The organism is Streptomyces sp. NBC_01717 (assembly GCF_036248255.1).
Taxonomy (GTDB): domain Bacteria; phylum Actinomycetota; class Actinomycetes; order Streptomycetales; family Streptomycetaceae; genus Streptomyces.
In genome coordinates, this window is the sequence record NZ_CP109178.1 from 8,320,092 (window position 1) to 8,334,415 (window position 14,324).

The window sequence follows — 14,324 nt, forward strand, 5'->3', positions numbered from 1 at the left end:
CGGACCCGAGCCGCCCACGGGTGCCGTGTCGCCACGGACCACCCCAGTGGCCCGTAAAGGTGAGGCAGGACCGCTCGGGCTGACGGAACGTCATGTCAATGGTGGTGCTGCTGCCGGTGGGCTGTTTCTGCTGCGCATGTGAGCCGGACATTCGTCCGGTCGGTCAGCTCGGCCGGCCGAGTCCGACTCAGGCGGCCCCCGCATCCGGCGGCATCTCGCAGGCGATCGCTGCACAGACCGTGCGCGCGCCGAGGCGGCGGTGGGCAATGCCGGCGACGGCCGGGAACCTGACATGTCCGGTGCTAGCGTCTGAGAGAAGTTCCGGGACACGGGAGAACCGAATGCAGGAACTGAATCGGCTCACCACACTGCGGCGCCGAATCATCCAGTACGAGCAGGGCGTACGCGACGCGGTGACCGACCCGACGGCAGTGAGCGCCGCCGAGGAACTACTGGCCCAGGCACCTCAACTCGACCTGGAGGCGGCCGCCGTACTGGCCTGGTTCTACTGGTATCTGCGTCTGGAGGTCACCGAGCACGCGCACGAGGAGGCGACAGGCACCGCTGTACGGCTGTTCTTCCGGGTGCGCGACCTGGATCCTGATGTGGTGCTGCCCCCGCTGATGGAGCAGCAGTATGCGGCCCGTGGCGCTGCCCGGGAGCTGGACACAGCCTTGGCAGCGGCGCTCGCGCGCGATGCCTCGCACAGGCGGGATCCGGACGCGATGTATTGGGCGATCGCGGTCCTGACCGAGGCCGAGGTACTGGCCATCGAGGCCGGCGCGCACGCCGACCGCGTTGTCTACCGGTGCCTGCGCGGCCATCAGCTGTGCGCGCTCTACGAGGTGCTCGGCCGGGCGGAGGACCTGGACAGAGCTGTCGCCGATCTGAGCAACGCGGTGCTGCATGCCCCCGACGACCCGGCGATGGCGGCCGTGATGCACGGTTACCTGGGCCGGGCCTACTTGCGACGCCACCAACTGCAGGGCCGGCCCGAGGACCTGGAGGCGGCCTTGGCCGAGCTGCGCCAGGCCCACCTAGGGCTGGCCCCCCTCGGTCCGGACGACCCCGAGTGGCTCGTGCCGACCCAGAATCTCGGCGCCGCGCTGCTCCTGGCCGGTCACTACGAGGAGGCGGCAGCTGTTCTGCGGAGCCTGCTCACCGTCTACCCTCAAGACAGTCCCGAGGCGGCACGAACGCACCACATGCTCGCCGGCGCCTGCCGAGCGCTGTACCTCGGACACCATCGTCGACAGGACCTCGACGACTGCGTGCTCAGCCTGCGGGCCGCCTACGGCACGTCGCTGTCCGCGCCCGGGGCCGCAGGGATGGGGGCCGAAGTCGCTCAGCTGCTCGCGGCCGCGCTGCTCGACCTGTATCGCGTCGACGGGGAAGGCCGGTACCTCGAGGAGGCCGCCCGGACAGTACGTGAGTGTCTGGAGCGTGAGGACAGGACAGAGGCGCGTATGCGCCTTCTGGTCCGCCGGTCAGAGGTGCACCACGCGGCCTACCATCACACCGGGGACCGCGACGAGTTGGATGCCGCGATCGCCACCGCCGACGAAATTCTCCTCGAAGCCGCGGCCGACGCCGATGCCTCCCGGTCCGTGCAATGGGAGTCCGCCATCGGCCCGACGCTGGCGCAGGCCCTGTGCGAGAGGTACCGCCTGGAGCCGGATCCGAATGACCTCGACCTCGCCGTCGAGATGGCACACGACGGCGTGGAGTGGTCGGCCGAGGACGGCCGGAGCGTCGCCGGATGCGCCTCCCAGCTGCTCGTCCTCGGCTACGCGCTGACACTTCGCGGGGAAGCATTCGGTTCACCATCGGACATGGACCACGCCGTCGAGGCCCTCGACGAAGCCCTCGACCTCCTTCCCGCCGACTCACCGCTGCGCGCTCGTACCCACGCCGAGCTGGGCAACGCGCTGCGGGCCCGCGCGGCCATCTCCGGGGACGTCGGTGACCTCGACGCCTCGATCGCCGCGTACCGTGAGGCCGCTGCGGCCGACGCCGATCACTTCGCTCTCACCGGGTTCGCGACCGCGCGCCTCGACCGCTTCCTGCGCCGCGGCGGGCGCGCCGATCTCGACGAAGCCGTCACGCTGAGCCGAGGCGCCGCACAGGTCGCTCCGGAACACGAACGGCACACCGCGCTGCACCTGGCCGGGATAGCCCTGCGGTTGCGTTTCGACCACTTCGGCGACCTGACGGACCTGGACGAAGCGATCGAGACAGGCGGACAGGCCGTGCGGGTGATACCGCCCCGCCACACGCTGCGCCCCGCCTATCTGTCGAATCTGGCGCTGGCCCACAGCAGCCATTTCCACGAGCTGGCGTCACCGCTCGATCTCGACGGCTCGTTCAGCATGTCCGCCGACGAGACCGACATGCTGACGTACGACATCGACACATCGATCGGCCTGTTGCGTGAAGCGGTTGACGCCGTTCCCGTCGGCCACCGCTTTCGGCCGGGCCTGCTGGCGAACCTGGCGGACGCGCTGGCCGCCCGCTTCTCGGCGACCTCACGGTGGGCTGACCACCGAGCGGCGCTCACCAGCGTCGTCGACGCCCTGGAGGAGTGCCCTACGGGGCGGCCGGAGCGAGCCCAGCTGCTGTACCTGCGGGCACGGCTGCTGCTCAAGGGGGCCGAGGCGTACCCCGGCCCGGCCGCGGCAGCCGACCGGACATCCGCCTCCGAAGCGCTGCGGGAGGCCGCTGAGGCGGCGACGGCTTCCCCCCTGTTGCGGATGACAGCACTGCGCGAGCTGGCTGATCAGGCGCCCGGACCGGCCGCCGCCCTGGCCGTCTACGAGCAGGCGATGACCTGTGTCCCGCTGGTCGCCTGGCACGGCCTCGGCCGCCGTGACCGCGAGCGGCACCTGACCCACATCGGCCCCCTCACCCAGGAGGCTGCCGCCGCGGCCCTGGACGCCGACCGTCCGGAACGGGCCGTCGAACTCCTGGAGCACGGCCGAGCCATCCTGTGGAGCCAGTCCCTCGACACCGATCCCGACCTGGACGCGGTACGCCGGACGGCGCCCGAACTCGCCGAGCGGCTGGACCAGGTGCGCACCCGTCTGCTTGCCCTGGACGCCGGACCGGACCACTTGAACGTCCCAGCTGACCACACGGACCTGCGCATGGACCTGGCCCGTGAATGGGACACGCTGTGCGAGCAGGTACGACAACATGTCACCGGATGCGGAGACTTCCTGCTCCCGCCCGGCTTCGCCCACCTGCGCACCGCTGCCACGAACGGCACGGTCGTCCTGATCAATATCGCCGAACGCCGCAGCGATGCCCTGGCGCTGAGCCCGGACGGGCTGACGGTGATCCCTCTGCCGCAGGTCAACCCGGACGTCGTGCAGCAACGCGTGACCACGTACATGAGCGCTCTCGAATCGTACGAGTACGTGGATCTGCTGCCGGCTCTTGACATGAAGCGCGATGCGGACGGACAACTCGACCTGCTCGGCCTGATGATGCGGGACGTGCTGAACTGGCTGTGGGACGCCGCCGCCGAACCCGTCCTGGACGCGCTCGGCCACACCGGCGAACCGACCGACGACGCCTGGCCGCGGGTGTGGTGGTGCCCCACCGGCCCGCTGACCTTCCTGCCGTTCCACGCCGCGGGTCGCTACCACCCAGGACCTCGGCCGGGGGACCCACGGCCCCGACCGGGTGCCTGCGTACTGGACCGGGTCGTATCGTCCTACACACCGACACTGCGCACCCTGATCAAGGCGCGTACTCGTCCGTCTCCCCGGCCCGGACGGCGCCGCATGCTGCTTGTGGCGATGCCGGAGACACCTGGGGGGCAACCGCTTCCGGACGCGGAAGAGGACGTGGAGGCCGTGAACGCCTTCTTCCCCGACCGGACCCGCGTCATCACCGGCCCCCAGGCCACTCGCGATGCCGTGCGCCGGGCGCTGGGCGACCACAGCTGGGCCCACATCACCTGCCACGGCGAACTGAACCCTCTCGACCCATCGAACAGCGGGCTGCGACTGCACGACGGGACGCTGACCGTCGCCGATCTGGGCCGACTGAGCCTGGACGACGCGGAGTTCGCCTTCCTGTCCAGCTGCAGTACGGCGCTCACCGGCTACGGTCAGCCCGACGAGGCGATCCACATCTCCGCCGCGCTCCAGTTCGCCGGATACCGGCACGTGGTAGCCACCATGTGGACGGTGCTCGGCCGCTATGCTGGTTTCATCGCCGACCATCTGTACAACTCCCTTGCTATAAAAGGGGAGTTGGCATCAGAGGAGTGCGCGCTCGCACTCCACTACGCTGTGCGGGAGCTGCGTGCCCAGCCCGGTATGGAACTGGCGATCTGGACACCCTTCATCCATACCGGCCCGTGAAGGCCCTCGGTCTGCACAGCGGCTCACGAGCCAACAAAGAGGATCAGTACGCACGTTCGGATGATGCGCAAGGAGGCGCTGATGGTGAGCGATGACGCAGGCACCGGCGCCGCCACTTCCACCCCGCCACCGAAGCCGCGCGGACGGCGGCCGCTCCCCAGCCCGCGCGAGGAACTCCTCAACGGCCCCAAGCACGGCGGCCAGGCCGTGGTCACCGGTGTGGGCCTGCCTGCACCGGCCTCCGACATCCCTGACGCACCGGCCGGCCCTGCCGACAGCACTTCGGCAGACAGTGCCGGGCGGCAGGGGGAGCACCGTACGGACGACGCGGAGAGCTGAGGCGCCATGCCCAGTTCCCTTCTCGGACTGGTTCTCTTCGTCGTCTGCCTGGTCCCGGGATTCATCTATGCGGCAGCCCGCGACCTGCACCTGCCCGAGCGCACCTCGTCCGCATTCCGCGAGACCACCCGCGTCGTACTGGCCAGCCTCGCTCTCGACGGGATCGCCCTCGCGGTATTCGCGGTGATCCGTACGGCGGCACCCGGCCTCACCCCCGACACCGGCCGCCTCGTACGCGAAGGCTGGGGCTATGTGCGCGACGACTACGGGCGATTGACACTGTGGTCCTGCGCGCTGCTCGTCGCCGCGGCAGGTGCCGCGCTGGCCGCCGCCCGGCTGCTGCCGCGTGGTCCCGGCCCACTGTCGGTCGAGTCGTCGTGGTGGCTGCTGTTCGGCCGATACCCGGCACTCACCGGGGCGAAGTGCACGTACGTCGGCTGCGAACTCGTCGACGGATCGTACCTGGCCGGGGTGCTCAAGCATTTCGCACACCAGGCCGAGGAGACGGGTGATCGCGAATTGGCCCTGGTCGCTCCCCTGGAATACCGGCCTCATCCCGGGGTGCCTTCCCGACCGCTCACCGATCACCAACTGGTGTCGGTGAGCGCACGCCAGATCAAGTTCCTGACCGTGACCTATCTGGATCACATCCCCCGGCCAGGGCCAGGGCTGATCCCGGGCGTCAGGGCTGAGCAGGACGAGCCCACACGATCGATGCCGGCCGGCTCGCCGACGTCCCCCACGGTTACCGGCACCTCTTCCCCTTCCTGATCGAAGGGGCCCGGCAGCGTCACCGGCGCGAGGACCGTCATCGACCCGTACGGTGCTTCCGCGGAAGTCGACTGCCCGGACGTGGAGCGCCGTCGCTGAACAGTGACGGACCGGCCCAGCCGTGAGCTCCATCAGAAGCCTCCGCCATGCTGCGGCTGCCGCGCGCTCGACGCGGCAGCGCGCCGAACCGCTTGCCGCGTTTCCGTTCCCGTGGTGTCGGAGGAGTCCGCACCGCGACCGTGATACTAATACCGGTATAAGTATTGGGTTGATGTGCTGCGGGGAGACTGACACATGGTGGAGATCAAGACCGATGCCGCATTGGACGCGATGCGGGAAGCCGGACGTGTGGTGGCCCGCGCCCTGGCCGCCGCTCGAGAAGCAGCCGGCGTGGGGGAGTCCCTGCAAGAACTGGACGAAGCGGCCCGGTCAGTTCTGGCCGAGGCCGGAGCCGGCTCCCCATTCCTCGGATACCGGCCGTCCTTCGCCCCGGTCGCTTTCCCGGCCGTGATCTGCACGTCCGTCAACGACGCCGTGTCGCACGGCATCCCCACCGGCTACCGGCTGCGCGACGGCGACCTGGTGAGCATCGACTGCGGCGCCCAGCTCGACGGCTGGACGGGCGACGCGGCCATCACCTTCACCGTCGGAACGCCACGCCCCGGCGACCTCGATCTGATCGACGCCACCCAGCAAGCCCTCGACGCCGGCATTGCCGCCGCCCAGGTGGGCAGTCGCATCGGCGACATCTCCCACGCCATCGACACCGTCGCCCGCAAGGCGGGCTGCGGCATGCCCGCCGACTTCGGCGGCCACGGCATCGGCCGCCGCATGCACGAAGACCCCCATGTCCCCAACCGTGGTCGCCCCGGCCGCGGTTTCCCCCTCCGGCACGGCCTGGTCCTCGCCATCGAACCCATGCTCATGGCCGGCGGGCAGAACACCTACCGCACCGATATCGATGGCTGGACTCTGCGCACCACCGACGGCAGCAGGGCCGCCCACATCGAGCACACCGTCGCCATCACCGACCAGGGCCCCCGCATCCTGACCCTGCCCTGACGTTCTCACGGACGCCGCCGGATCCGCCGCCCTTCCGTGCCATCGAACACGGCCTGACGGGAGTTGATGCGATCCTGCATGTATGAACCATCTCGGCGACGCGCACCTGCGCACCTGGACGCTGCGATTCGTGGCCCTCCTCGCAGCCGAGACCCAAGATCCCGCTGCTCCATTGCGATGACAGTTGACGATCGCCCCTCCCCTCAGGACAGTCGTGATCCCCGCTGAGCGACGCGTGCCGAAGGTCTGGATCCGCCCACTGGTAACGACTTCGCATGACTCGGCCGTCCACCGCCGACCTGCTCCTATCCTGTGCCTCCGCGGCCATCGCCACGACCGCCCGTGCGCCGGTGCACGGGCGACGACGGGTGGCCGGCAGCGCAGTGTGCGCCGCCACCCAGGTGAGCCCGTTCAAAGGAACCCGCATGGTCCAGATGCCCGGCACCGTCAAGTCCGCCCGCGCCCTGCTCCTCGTCGTGGGCGCAGGGAACATCGTCGCCGCCCTGTGGCTCATGACGGCCGCTGCCACCCTGCAGACCGGTGCCATGGGGCAGTTGATAATCGGCCTACTGCTCCTTGCGGTCCTCCCGTTCGGGTCGCTCGCCGCAGCCGCGATCGTCATTGCCGCCAAGTTCACCACCGGCGGCCACCGCGTCCGCATCGGCGCAGTTGTCGTCGGAACGTTGGTCATCGCCGGATCATTGATCATCACCAGCACCGCGATCAGCGCGAAGCTTCACGACGGCGCGTGGGGGATCGGCGTCACAGCCGGCGCTCTCGTGATACTCCTCTCGACCAGACAGGACACCAGAGACTGGTTCGACCGTCCGCGCCGGTAGTGGAGACGTATTCCATTGGCTGACTGCGGGTCCGCGCCAAGAACTGGTGAACTGAGCCAAGTACTGCCCCATTTGCGGCGCCGAGGCGAGGTGAAGCTAGGCTCAGGCACTGTGAAGCTTCCTACCACGGTGAGCGGTTGGCGATATTGGGCAGCCAATTCATGACCCAGCGACCTCCTCGCCCCTTGCGGCGGTGCCTCGTCCTCTGCGCTTCCCTGTTGTCCGTTGCCCTCGCCGCCGGGTGCACGAGTGAATCCGGCGAGCCGAACGGGCCCAGCGCACCGGAGAGCAGTTCAGGGCAGCAACGGAAGCAACCCTCCGAAACGTCCGCCCACGCCGAGGAGAGACTCGGTAAGCAGGTCGAGGAAGCCCTCGGCACGGAGGAGGTCGGCGATGATCCGCTGTTCGTCGAGGCGGGTCTTGAGCGTGTCAGCGACGGGTTCCACACCGTGCCGGAACTGACACGTGGGCGCTCGTACACGTTGGCCGTCGCCTGCGCGGGGAAGGGAAAGATCATCCTGTCCATAACCCTGAAGAATCCCGTCCGCCGGACCGTGGTCTGCGACGGCGTACCACTTCGCCGACGCCTCACGGCCTCAGCGGCCAAGATAAAGATCGACACCGAGGCGATGCCGGGGGCCACAGGGATGGTTGCGTGGCGCATGGACAAGGTCGACAAGTAAGCCGCAAGCGCACCCCACAGCACAGCACAGCACAGCACGCCCAGCACTGCCGAATCTGATGCTGCTGTACGGCCGCAGGCGACAGCGGCCGGCGCCGGGCGCACAGGCATGGCCGTTCGTACTGCTCAACCGGCTTCCGTGGGCAGCCGCTTGTCCGTCGGTCCCGCGGATGCGTCCGAACCCTCATGTGCGCGCCGCGGCCTGCGCGGATAACGGTGGGTGAGCCTTCGAGATGCGCGCGCACAGGCGCGCTGCTTCGCTGGTGTGGCCCGCTCTTCCCAGATGACACCAAGGAGTGATCATGAGCGTTGCAGGCGAGTCCGGTGCCCGTGCCCAGCAACTTCTCCAGAAGGCGCAGGAGATGGAACAGGCCGCGGAGCGTATCTCCGACCCGCAGGAGCGTCAGCGGCTGAAGGACAAGGCGCGCGAGCTCAAGCAGCAGAGCAAGCAGGCGAGCGGCGGGGACATCGACCCCATGGTGTAACAGCCGTGTGCATGCGCCAGCCGGTGGCTGCCGCGCGACCTTCCAGCCGCGCGAGGCCATCGGCTGGTCATTTGTGCGGGCCAAGCCGGCCGCATGCCTCCACTCGGCGCGTGATTTCCGCGTCGGCCGCCGTGGCCAGACCTGGGCAGGTCACTTCGGATATGGGTCGTAGCAGTCCAGCGCGGGGTGGTAGAGCACCCGCCAGGTGTCCTGGTCGACGACTCCGGTTCGGCCCAGGCCGTGGCATCCCTGAATCCAGATGATCTTCTTCGACGTGGCGGTGCCGAATACCCCGTCGACCGCGAGTTTCGGAACGCCGCCCCATACGTTGCTGAGACACTGCGCCTGCTTCACGGAAGGACCGGTGTTCACGTATGTGAGCGCGGGACGATCGATGGAGGACGTGTAGGGGCATGTCTTCTCAGCGGCGGCGGCCTCGTGCGTCGTCGTCGCCAGGGCCCCGGCGGTCAGCAGCGCTGCGCCGAGGACCGAATACTTGCGGCGGATCATCTCGGGCACTCCTCTCCGTACGGGCCATGTGCACACCCATCCAGCATGGGGGCGCAAGCGTCCTCTCGCGCATTTTCGAACTGTCGCGCCCGTGCAAAGGGTCCTGGCAAGCGTGTCGCTGGGTGACGAGGCCCGAGTGGGTCAGCTGTCGTCCGACAGGGCCGCGTGGGCGGCGTGGAGGATTTCGTCGGACAGCGGGGAGCCGTTGGTGGCGCGGGCCAGCAGGAGAGCGCCGACCAGGGTGGCCAGGCGGGCCAGGCCGTCTTCGTCGTCGGTGGCGAGCCACTGGGCGAAGTCGCGTACTCCCTCGATGTAGACGTCGTGGGCGGCGTCACCCGCGTCCCGGGCCATGTCGGCGGCGAGCGCGGCGGTGGGACAGCCGTCGCCTGCGTTGTCGCGGTGCCGGGTTGACAGGTAGTGGTCGATCAGGCCCTGACGGGCGGCGTCACGTCGCCCGTCGTGCGCGTCGAGCTCCGCCGCGCGGCGTGCCTCCAGCTGGGCGAAGGCGTGCACGGTGGCCTCGCCGACCAGGGCGTCCTTGGAGGCGAACTGCTTGTAGAAGCCGCCCTGGGTCATCCCGGCCGACTTCATCAGGTCCACGACGCTGACGCCGGTGCCCTGCTCCCGGAACAGCCTGGAGGCGTTGGCGACCACGCGCTTCCGGTTCTCCTGCGCCTGTGCCTGTGACACGCGGCCCATCGGGCCACCTCCTCCGCATGGATGTCGGTTGCAATCTACCGTACGACCCTGTTTAGATTGTCAGTGAAATCTATTTGGTTCGCTGCGCTCACGAAGGGTGGCCGTCGCGGCCGGCACAGGGAGAAACATGGGACCGAAGGACTCCGTCACCGGCGGCCGCCCGCCCGGGTACGGGGCCCGTTCCGCGGCCAAGGCCGCCTCCTGGGCGCTGACCGGCTCGGTCGGCCAGGAGCTCGATCCGCGCGGCATCGCCGTAGCCACCCTGCGCGCCGGCCTCATGAACATGGCCGGCCACGTCGCCGCCGACCAGAGGACCGACCCGGCCTCGAAGGCCACGCAGGCCCTGGACGGTCTGCAGTGCGGACTCCCCGAGTTCGTCGCCGACGACGTCAGCCGCCAGGTCGAGCAGAGCCTGGCCACGAAGCCGGCCGCCGCCTGACACACCACCGCCCCCGCGGCCCCATCAACTTTCAGAACACCGGAGTTACCTCACATGACACCCACCGTCGGTCCCGCCTCCGTCCGCAGCGAGGGAGCGACCGCATCGCCCGGCGCCGTACCCGGCGAGGCGTCCGTGCCGCGTCACCCGGGCCCGAGCAACCGGCCGCCGCTGCGCACGCTGCTGCAGCCCGCGGTGATCGCCCTGGTCCTCGTCTCGGCCTTCATCAGTTGTTACGTCGGGCTGCAACGCGACCCGAAGCCGCATCAGCTGCCGGTGGCGGTCGTGGGTAGCACCCTCGCGCACAAGATGGAGCTGTCGCTCGGTGACAGCGTCGACGTGCGCCCCACGGTGAGCGCGGCCGCAGCCCGCCAGGCCGTGGAACAGCACGACGTGGTGGCTGCGCTGAGCTCAGGCGGCGCCGGACAGCTGAACCTGGAGGTGGCCGGGGCGAACGGCCTGTCCACCACGGGCGCGGTCAAGAGCGTGGTGTCCGCGTACGCCGCGGGATCCGGCCAGCAGGTCACGACGACCGACGTGGTGCCGCTCGCTCCCTTCGACGGGCGGGGTCTCGCCGGGTTCTATGTGTCCTTCGGCGTCACCCTCGCCGGATTCGTCCTGGCCCAGAACGCGCTGGGCATGGCGAACGTGCTCCACCTGCGGCACCGGTTCTGGCTGATCACGGGCGTCTCGGTGGCGACCGGCATCGTTGCCGCGATCATCGCGGGCCCTGTCCTGAACGCGGTCCCTGCCCCGTTCCTCCCGCTGGCGGCCACACTGGCGCTGCTGGCGGCCGCGGCAGCGTTCACCACGAAGCTGCTGGGCACCTACCTCGGTCCCATCGGCGTCCCGGTGGCGACATTGCTTCTGCTCACGGTCGGCAACTCCACCAGCGGCGCCACCATCAGCTCCGACCTGCTGCCGGCCGCCGCCCGTGCCGTCTCCGCCCTGTTGCCGCCCGGCGCGGCGGTACGGGCGGTGAGTGACCTGAGTTACTTCGACGGTGCCCACGCGGGAGTGCCACTGCTCACCCTCGCCCTCTGGGCGGTGCTGTCGGCCGTGCTCGTGGGCATCAAGTCCCGTCTGCGCTCCACCCGTCGCACGGCGCACGCCTGACCCTGCCGAATCCCTGCTTCCTCCGCGCGATGGCCGCCCGGAGGAAGCTGCCACCGTACGACGGGTGCCACTCGGACCCAAGGGCTGTCCCGTCGTCCCCGGCGGGCGCACGACGACAGCTCTACGGCACCTCGTCGTGTAGTCGGAACGCCCGAATGCGCCCGGTATGAGGATGCCCCTCCGCCTTGCGATGCACCGCATCTGACGCCGCGCGCTGATCCACCAGGGATGACGGGACAGCCCTTAGGCGGAACCCTTTCGTATCAGGGCAGGAAGTTCGTGAAGAGAAGTGATCTCGTGTGACGGGGGACGCAGCAGGGGGTCGCGCACCATGTGCGACCGGTTCAGCCATACCGAGGCACCCAGACCCGCGTTGAGCGCTCCGCCGACGTCGGTCACCAGACTGTCGCCCACGTGGCAGACATCGGCGGGCCCGAGCCCCATGCGTTCGAGGGTGATCTCGAAAATCCTCCGGTCGGGCTTGGACACGGCTACCTCGCCCGAGATCACAGTGAGGTCCAGGAACCTGTCCAGACCCGTCGCCGTGATCTTGTCCCGCTGCGCATCGCCAGGACCGTTGGTGACAAGCCCCAGCCGGTACGAGTCGCTGCGAAGCGCACTCAGTGTGTTCGCCACGTCGGCGAACAGGACGTAGCGCCGACAACGCTGCCGCCTGTATTCGTCGGTCGCAGGACCGGCGAATTCGGCGTGCCCGCACTCGTCGAGTGCCTGCCGCCAGCACTCTCTCCAGATGGAATCGGCATCCGGTATCCGGCCGGGCGGGTGCTGCGCACCGTCCCCGCCCGCGCGCATGTGGTCGAGATAGCGGCGTGTGTATGCGCTGTGGAGTGAGTCGGCATCGAGGTCGGGGGCCGACCGGACCAGGGCGTCGCACACGGCCCGCACAGTCGCCTTCCAGGCGGGCATGCCGTAGTCGAGCAACGTTGCGTCGAGGTCTAGCAGTACCGCCTGGATCATGCGGAGAGCATACGCACCGACCGCGTCATGAGAAGCCTGTACTGCGACGGCAGTTGAAGGATCTGTTACGCCTGAGCAGTCGCATACACGCAGCTCACGAATTCAGCGATCTGTTCGTCGCTCAGGTTCTTCGCGAGATCGGCCTCCGTGATCATGCCGACCAGGCGGTGGCCGCCCTTCACGTCGATCACCGGCAGTCGCTTGATCTGATGTTGCTCCATGGTCGTCAGGACATCGGCGGCGTCCGCTTCGGCATCGATCCAGTGGATCTTGGCGTTGAGGGATCCGGCCTGCACGGTTGCGGGGTCGATGCCCTCGGCGCAGCACTTGACGACGATGTCCCGGTCGGTGATCAAGCCGGTGAGCCTGTTGTTGTCGCCGCAGATGGGAAGGCAACCGACGCCCAGATCGCGCATCGTCTTCGCCACATCGAGCAGCGACTCGTGTGCACCGACGCACTGCACGCCACCGGTCATGATGTCTCGGGCCAGCAGCTTCTCGGACATGATGTCCTCCCGTCCTCGACCGGCGTGTTTCCCTGTCTTCGATCACAACACGAATGGCTCAACCCCGCTTGCCGGCTGCGTCGGCGAGGTAGAGGATCCCGAGTCGCCCGCGATCGGGCCAGGGCAGGGCGCCTGCGATGTCGGTCCGGCGACTCTGCGTCGCCATCAGCGCCTGGTGTGCTGACTACGACGGCTCCACATGACCGAAGCCCACCTCGAAATGCTCGACCGAGGCAACGCGCTGGCCTTCCCTGTGGGCGATCTCCTCGCGGAGCCGGGCGGCACTGTCCTCGCTGGCCTGCATGGCCTCCTCGTCCTCCCACAGAGTCAGCGAGGCAGCCTTCCCGGAGGCCCGGTCGACGAGGTAGAACACGCCCCGGAAGCCCGAAGCCTCCTGGATCTGCTGGAGAGTCGCTTCCCAGTTCGCGGTCAGGTCTCCCTCTGCCGGAACCGGTGAACCCTGATAGGTGCTCAGCCTCGCGAACATGGCTGCCACCCCTTTCCTGGCCGGCTGCCGGTCGGGCGGACAGGCAGCTTCAGGACCAGCGTGCTCCGGCGCACCGCGTGTCGCATGCCGAGCAACTCGGGATGCTCCCGCCAGGGCCGGCACAGCGCGCATTCTGGGCTCTGACCTGCCCGAACAGGCAGATGCATCTCGGCCAGTGGCCCGAATTTGACATTAGCTTGCCTTATGAAAGATAAAGAAGGTCCTTTGGGCTGAACTTCACGCAGCGTGATATTCGACGTGTGACAGCCGACGATCGTCTACGCGAATGAGTAAAGCCGTGTCCCACGCCGACGTCCCGGACCAGCCGACCGACCCCGCCGCGGACTGGGAGGCATGGCGCGCCGAACGGCGGCGCTCTGTCACTTCGCCCTCCGGGAACCTCGCGCTCGTGGAGACCCGCTGGGCCCCGGCAGGTGAGCGCCCCGACCTCGACGCTGCCCGTGCCGGACAGCCGGAGAGCGTGACTGTCACCACGGTCCAGCGCACCGACCTCGTCACCGGCGAGCCGGAGCACGGTCTGCGCTTCTGGGACGCGCAGTCGCCCGCGATCCAGAACTTCGATCGCACCGATGTCTTCGCGTACGACCCTGCCTGGGTGCTGGAGGCCTCGTACACCCCGGTGCCGGGCGCCCGGCGGGTCGGTTTCGAGCACATCCGCGACAACGGCGGTACCCGTGACCTCGCCGTGCCGGGTGACATCTCACTCACCCTGGACGGACAGGAGTACGTGCTGAGCGCATTCGACGACGACGGCACTCTGCTTCTCGTCTTCGGTGACCCCACCAACGGCGACATCACCTACGGCGCCGGGCGCTTCCTCTTCGTCACCCACACCGGCGAGGGCCGTGTCCTCCTCGACTTCAACCGCGCCTTCGTGCCGCCGTGCGGATTCTCCGACCAGTACAACTGTCCGATGCCGCCGCGGCAGAACCGTTTCCACCTGCCCGTCGAGGCCGGCGAGAAGCGCCCCGTCTTCCGCGACGGCTTCCCCGCGCAGCACTGATCAACCCCCGCACTCCC

General features: G+C 68.8%; 15 protein-coding genes. 10 read left to right on the forward strand and 5 right to left on the reverse strand.

From position 1 onward, the window contains the following. Positions 1-341: 341 nt before the first annotated feature. From OHB49_RS37670 to OHB49_RS37705, 7 genes are all read left to right on the forward strand, one after another. A complete protein-coding gene (locus OHB49_RS37670) occupies positions 342-4,370 on the forward strand; it encodes a CHAT domain-containing protein (protein WP_329165387.1) in 4,029 nt (1,342 codons plus the stop codon). An 81-nt stretch (positions 4,371-4,451) separates the two neighbouring features. Then, positions 4,452-4,709 (forward strand): hypothetical protein, encoded by a 258-nt coding sequence (locus tag OHB49_RS37675; protein ID WP_329165388.1) that lies wholly within the window; start codon positions 4,452-4,454, stop codon positions 4,707-4,709. Positions 4,710-4,715: 6 nt separating this feature from the next. Further along, positions 4,716-5,480 carry a DUF6338 family protein gene (locus tag OHB49_RS37680; RefSeq protein ID WP_329165389.1) on the forward strand — a complete coding sequence of 255 codons (765 nt, stop codon included), beginning with the start codon at positions 4,716-4,718 and terminating at the stop codon, positions 5,478-5,480. A gap of 294 nt (positions 5,481-5,774) precedes the next feature. Next, complete coding sequence (map, locus tag OHB49_RS37690; RefSeq protein WP_329165391.1) at positions 5,775-6,542, forward strand: type I methionyl aminopeptidase; 768 nt, start codon at positions 5,775-5,777, stop codon at positions 6,540-6,542. 425 nt (positions 6,543-6,967) lie between these two features. Next, complete coding sequence (locus OHB49_RS37695; RefSeq protein WP_329165392.1) at positions 6,968-7,381, forward strand: hypothetical protein; 414 nt, start codon at positions 6,968-6,970, stop codon at positions 7,379-7,381. A 218-nt stretch (positions 7,382-7,599) separates the two neighbouring features. Further along, complete coding sequence (locus OHB49_RS37700; protein ID WP_329165393.1) at positions 7,600-8,064, forward strand: hypothetical protein; 465 nt, start codon at positions 7,600-7,602, stop codon at positions 8,062-8,064. 301 nt (positions 8,065-8,365) lie between these two features. Next, complete coding sequence (locus tag OHB49_RS37705) at positions 8,366-8,548, forward strand: DUF6381 family protein (protein ID WP_030973133.1); 183 nt, start codon at positions 8,366-8,368, stop codon at positions 8,546-8,548. Positions 8,549-8,698: 150 nt separating this feature from the next. On the opposite strand, the gene OHB49_RS37710 is transcribed toward OHB49_RS37705, so the two are convergent. Both OHB49_RS37710 and OHB49_RS37715 read right to left on the reverse strand, forming a co-directional pair. Next, positions 8,699-9,058: a peptidoglycan-binding domain-containing protein gene (locus OHB49_RS37710; protein WP_329165394.1), complete on the reverse strand. Its 360-nt coding sequence runs from the start codon at positions 9,056-9,058 to the stop codon at positions 8,699-8,701. 141 nt (positions 9,059-9,199) lie between these two features. After that, a complete protein-coding gene (locus OHB49_RS37715; protein ID WP_030973136.1) occupies positions 9,200-9,757 on the reverse strand; it encodes a TetR/AcrR family transcriptional regulator in 558 nt (185 codons plus the stop codon). Between the two features lie 127 nt (positions 9,758-9,884). Between OHB49_RS37715 and OHB49_RS37720 the strand changes: the two genes are divergently transcribed. Further along, positions 9,885-10,196, forward strand: coding sequence for a hypothetical protein (locus tag OHB49_RS37720; RefSeq protein ID WP_052189678.1), 312 nt, complete (start codon positions 9,885-9,887; stop codon positions 10,194-10,196). Between the two features lie 54 nt (positions 10,197-10,250). Continuing rightward, positions 10,251-11,312 carry an ABC transporter permease gene (locus tag OHB49_RS37725; RefSeq protein ID WP_329165396.1) on the forward strand — a complete coding sequence of 354 codons (1,062 nt, stop codon included), beginning with the start codon at positions 10,251-10,253 and terminating at the stop codon, positions 11,310-11,312. 243 nt (positions 11,313-11,555) lie between these two features. On the opposite strand, the gene OHB49_RS37730 is transcribed toward OHB49_RS37725, so the two are convergent. The 3 genes from OHB49_RS37730 to OHB49_RS37740 all read right to left on the reverse strand — a co-directional run bounded on the left by OHB49_RS37730 (position 11,556) and on the right by OHB49_RS37740 (position 13,283). Beyond that, entirely contained in the window at positions 11,556-12,290 is a 735-nt protein-coding gene (locus tag OHB49_RS37730; protein WP_329165397.1) for an HAD family hydrolase, read from the reverse strand. Between the two features lie 65 nt (positions 12,291-12,355). Continuing rightward, positions 12,356-12,796: a CBS domain-containing protein gene (locus tag OHB49_RS37735; protein WP_030973145.1), complete on the reverse strand. Its 441-nt coding sequence runs from the start codon at positions 12,794-12,796 to the stop codon at positions 12,356-12,358. Positions 12,797-12,980: 184 nt separating this feature from the next. Further along, the gene (locus OHB49_RS37740) at positions 12,981-13,283 is read right to left on the reverse strand and encodes a hypothetical protein (protein ID WP_030973147.1); all 303 of its coding nucleotides are present in this window, start codon (positions 13,281-13,283) and stop codon (positions 12,981-12,983) included. 286 nt (positions 13,284-13,569) lie between these two features. Here OHB49_RS37740 and OHB49_RS37745 point away from each other — a divergent pair, with 286 nt between their 5' ends. Continuing rightward, a complete protein-coding gene (locus OHB49_RS37745) occupies positions 13,570-14,307 on the forward strand; it encodes a DUF1684 domain-containing protein (protein ID WP_329165398.1) in 738 nt (245 codons plus the stop codon). Positions 14,308-14,324 lie beyond the last annotated feature (17 nt).

What these genes read in the sequence shown, in the direction of transcription:
- OHB49_RS37710 (WP_329165394.1), bottom strand. Translation starts at nt 9,058, where the DNA reads ATGATCCGCCGCAAGTATTCGGTCCTCGGCGCAGCGCTGCTGACCGCC.
- OHB49_RS37730 (WP_329165397.1), bottom strand. Translation starts at nt 12,290, where the DNA reads ATGATCCAGGCGGTACTGCTAGACCTCGACGCAACGTTGCTCGACTAC.
- OHB49_RS37695 (WP_329165392.1), top strand. Translation starts at nt 6,968, where the DNA reads ATGGTCCAGATGCCCGGCACCGTCAAGTCCGCCCGCGCCCTGCTCCTC.
- OHB49_RS37740 (WP_030973147.1), bottom strand. Translation starts at nt 13,283, where the DNA reads ATGTTCGCGAGGCTGAGCACCTATCAGGGTTCACCGGTTCCGGCAGAG.
- OHB49_RS37715 (WP_030973136.1), bottom strand. Translation starts at nt 9,757, where the DNA reads ATGGGCCGCGTGTCACAGGCACAGGCGCAGGAGAACCGGAAGCGCGTG.
- OHB49_RS37735 (WP_030973145.1), bottom strand. Translation starts at nt 12,796, where the DNA reads ATGTCCGAGAAGCTGCTGGCCCGAGACATCATGACCGGTGGCGTGCAG.
- OHB49_RS37675 (WP_329165388.1), top strand. Translation starts at nt 4,452, where the DNA reads ATGGTGAGCGATGACGCAGGCACCGGCGCCGCCACTTCCACCCCGCCA.
- OHB49_RS37670 (WP_329165387.1), top strand. Translation starts at nt 342, where the DNA reads ATGCAGGAACTGAATCGGCTCACCACACTGCGGCGCCGAATCATCCAG.
- OHB49_RS37720 (WP_052189678.1), top strand. Translation starts at nt 9,885, where the DNA reads ATGGGACCGAAGGACTCCGTCACCGGCGGCCGCCCGCCCGGGTACGGG.
- OHB49_RS37705 (WP_030973133.1), top strand. Translation starts at nt 8,366, where the DNA reads ATGAGCGTTGCAGGCGAGTCCGGTGCCCGTGCCCAGCAACTTCTCCAG.
- map (WP_329165391.1), top strand. Translation starts at nt 5,775, where the DNA reads ATGGTGGAGATCAAGACCGATGCCGCATTGGACGCGATGCGGGAAGCC.
- OHB49_RS37680 (WP_329165389.1), top strand. Translation starts at nt 4,716, where the DNA reads ATGCCCAGTTCCCTTCTCGGACTGGTTCTCTTCGTCGTCTGCCTGGTC.
- OHB49_RS37725 (WP_329165396.1), top strand. Translation starts at nt 10,251, where the DNA reads ATGACACCCACCGTCGGTCCCGCCTCCGTCCGCAGCGAGGGAGCGACC.
- OHB49_RS37745 (WP_329165398.1), top strand. Translation starts at nt 13,570, where the DNA reads ATGAGTAAAGCCGTGTCCCACGCCGACGTCCCGGACCAGCCGACCGAC.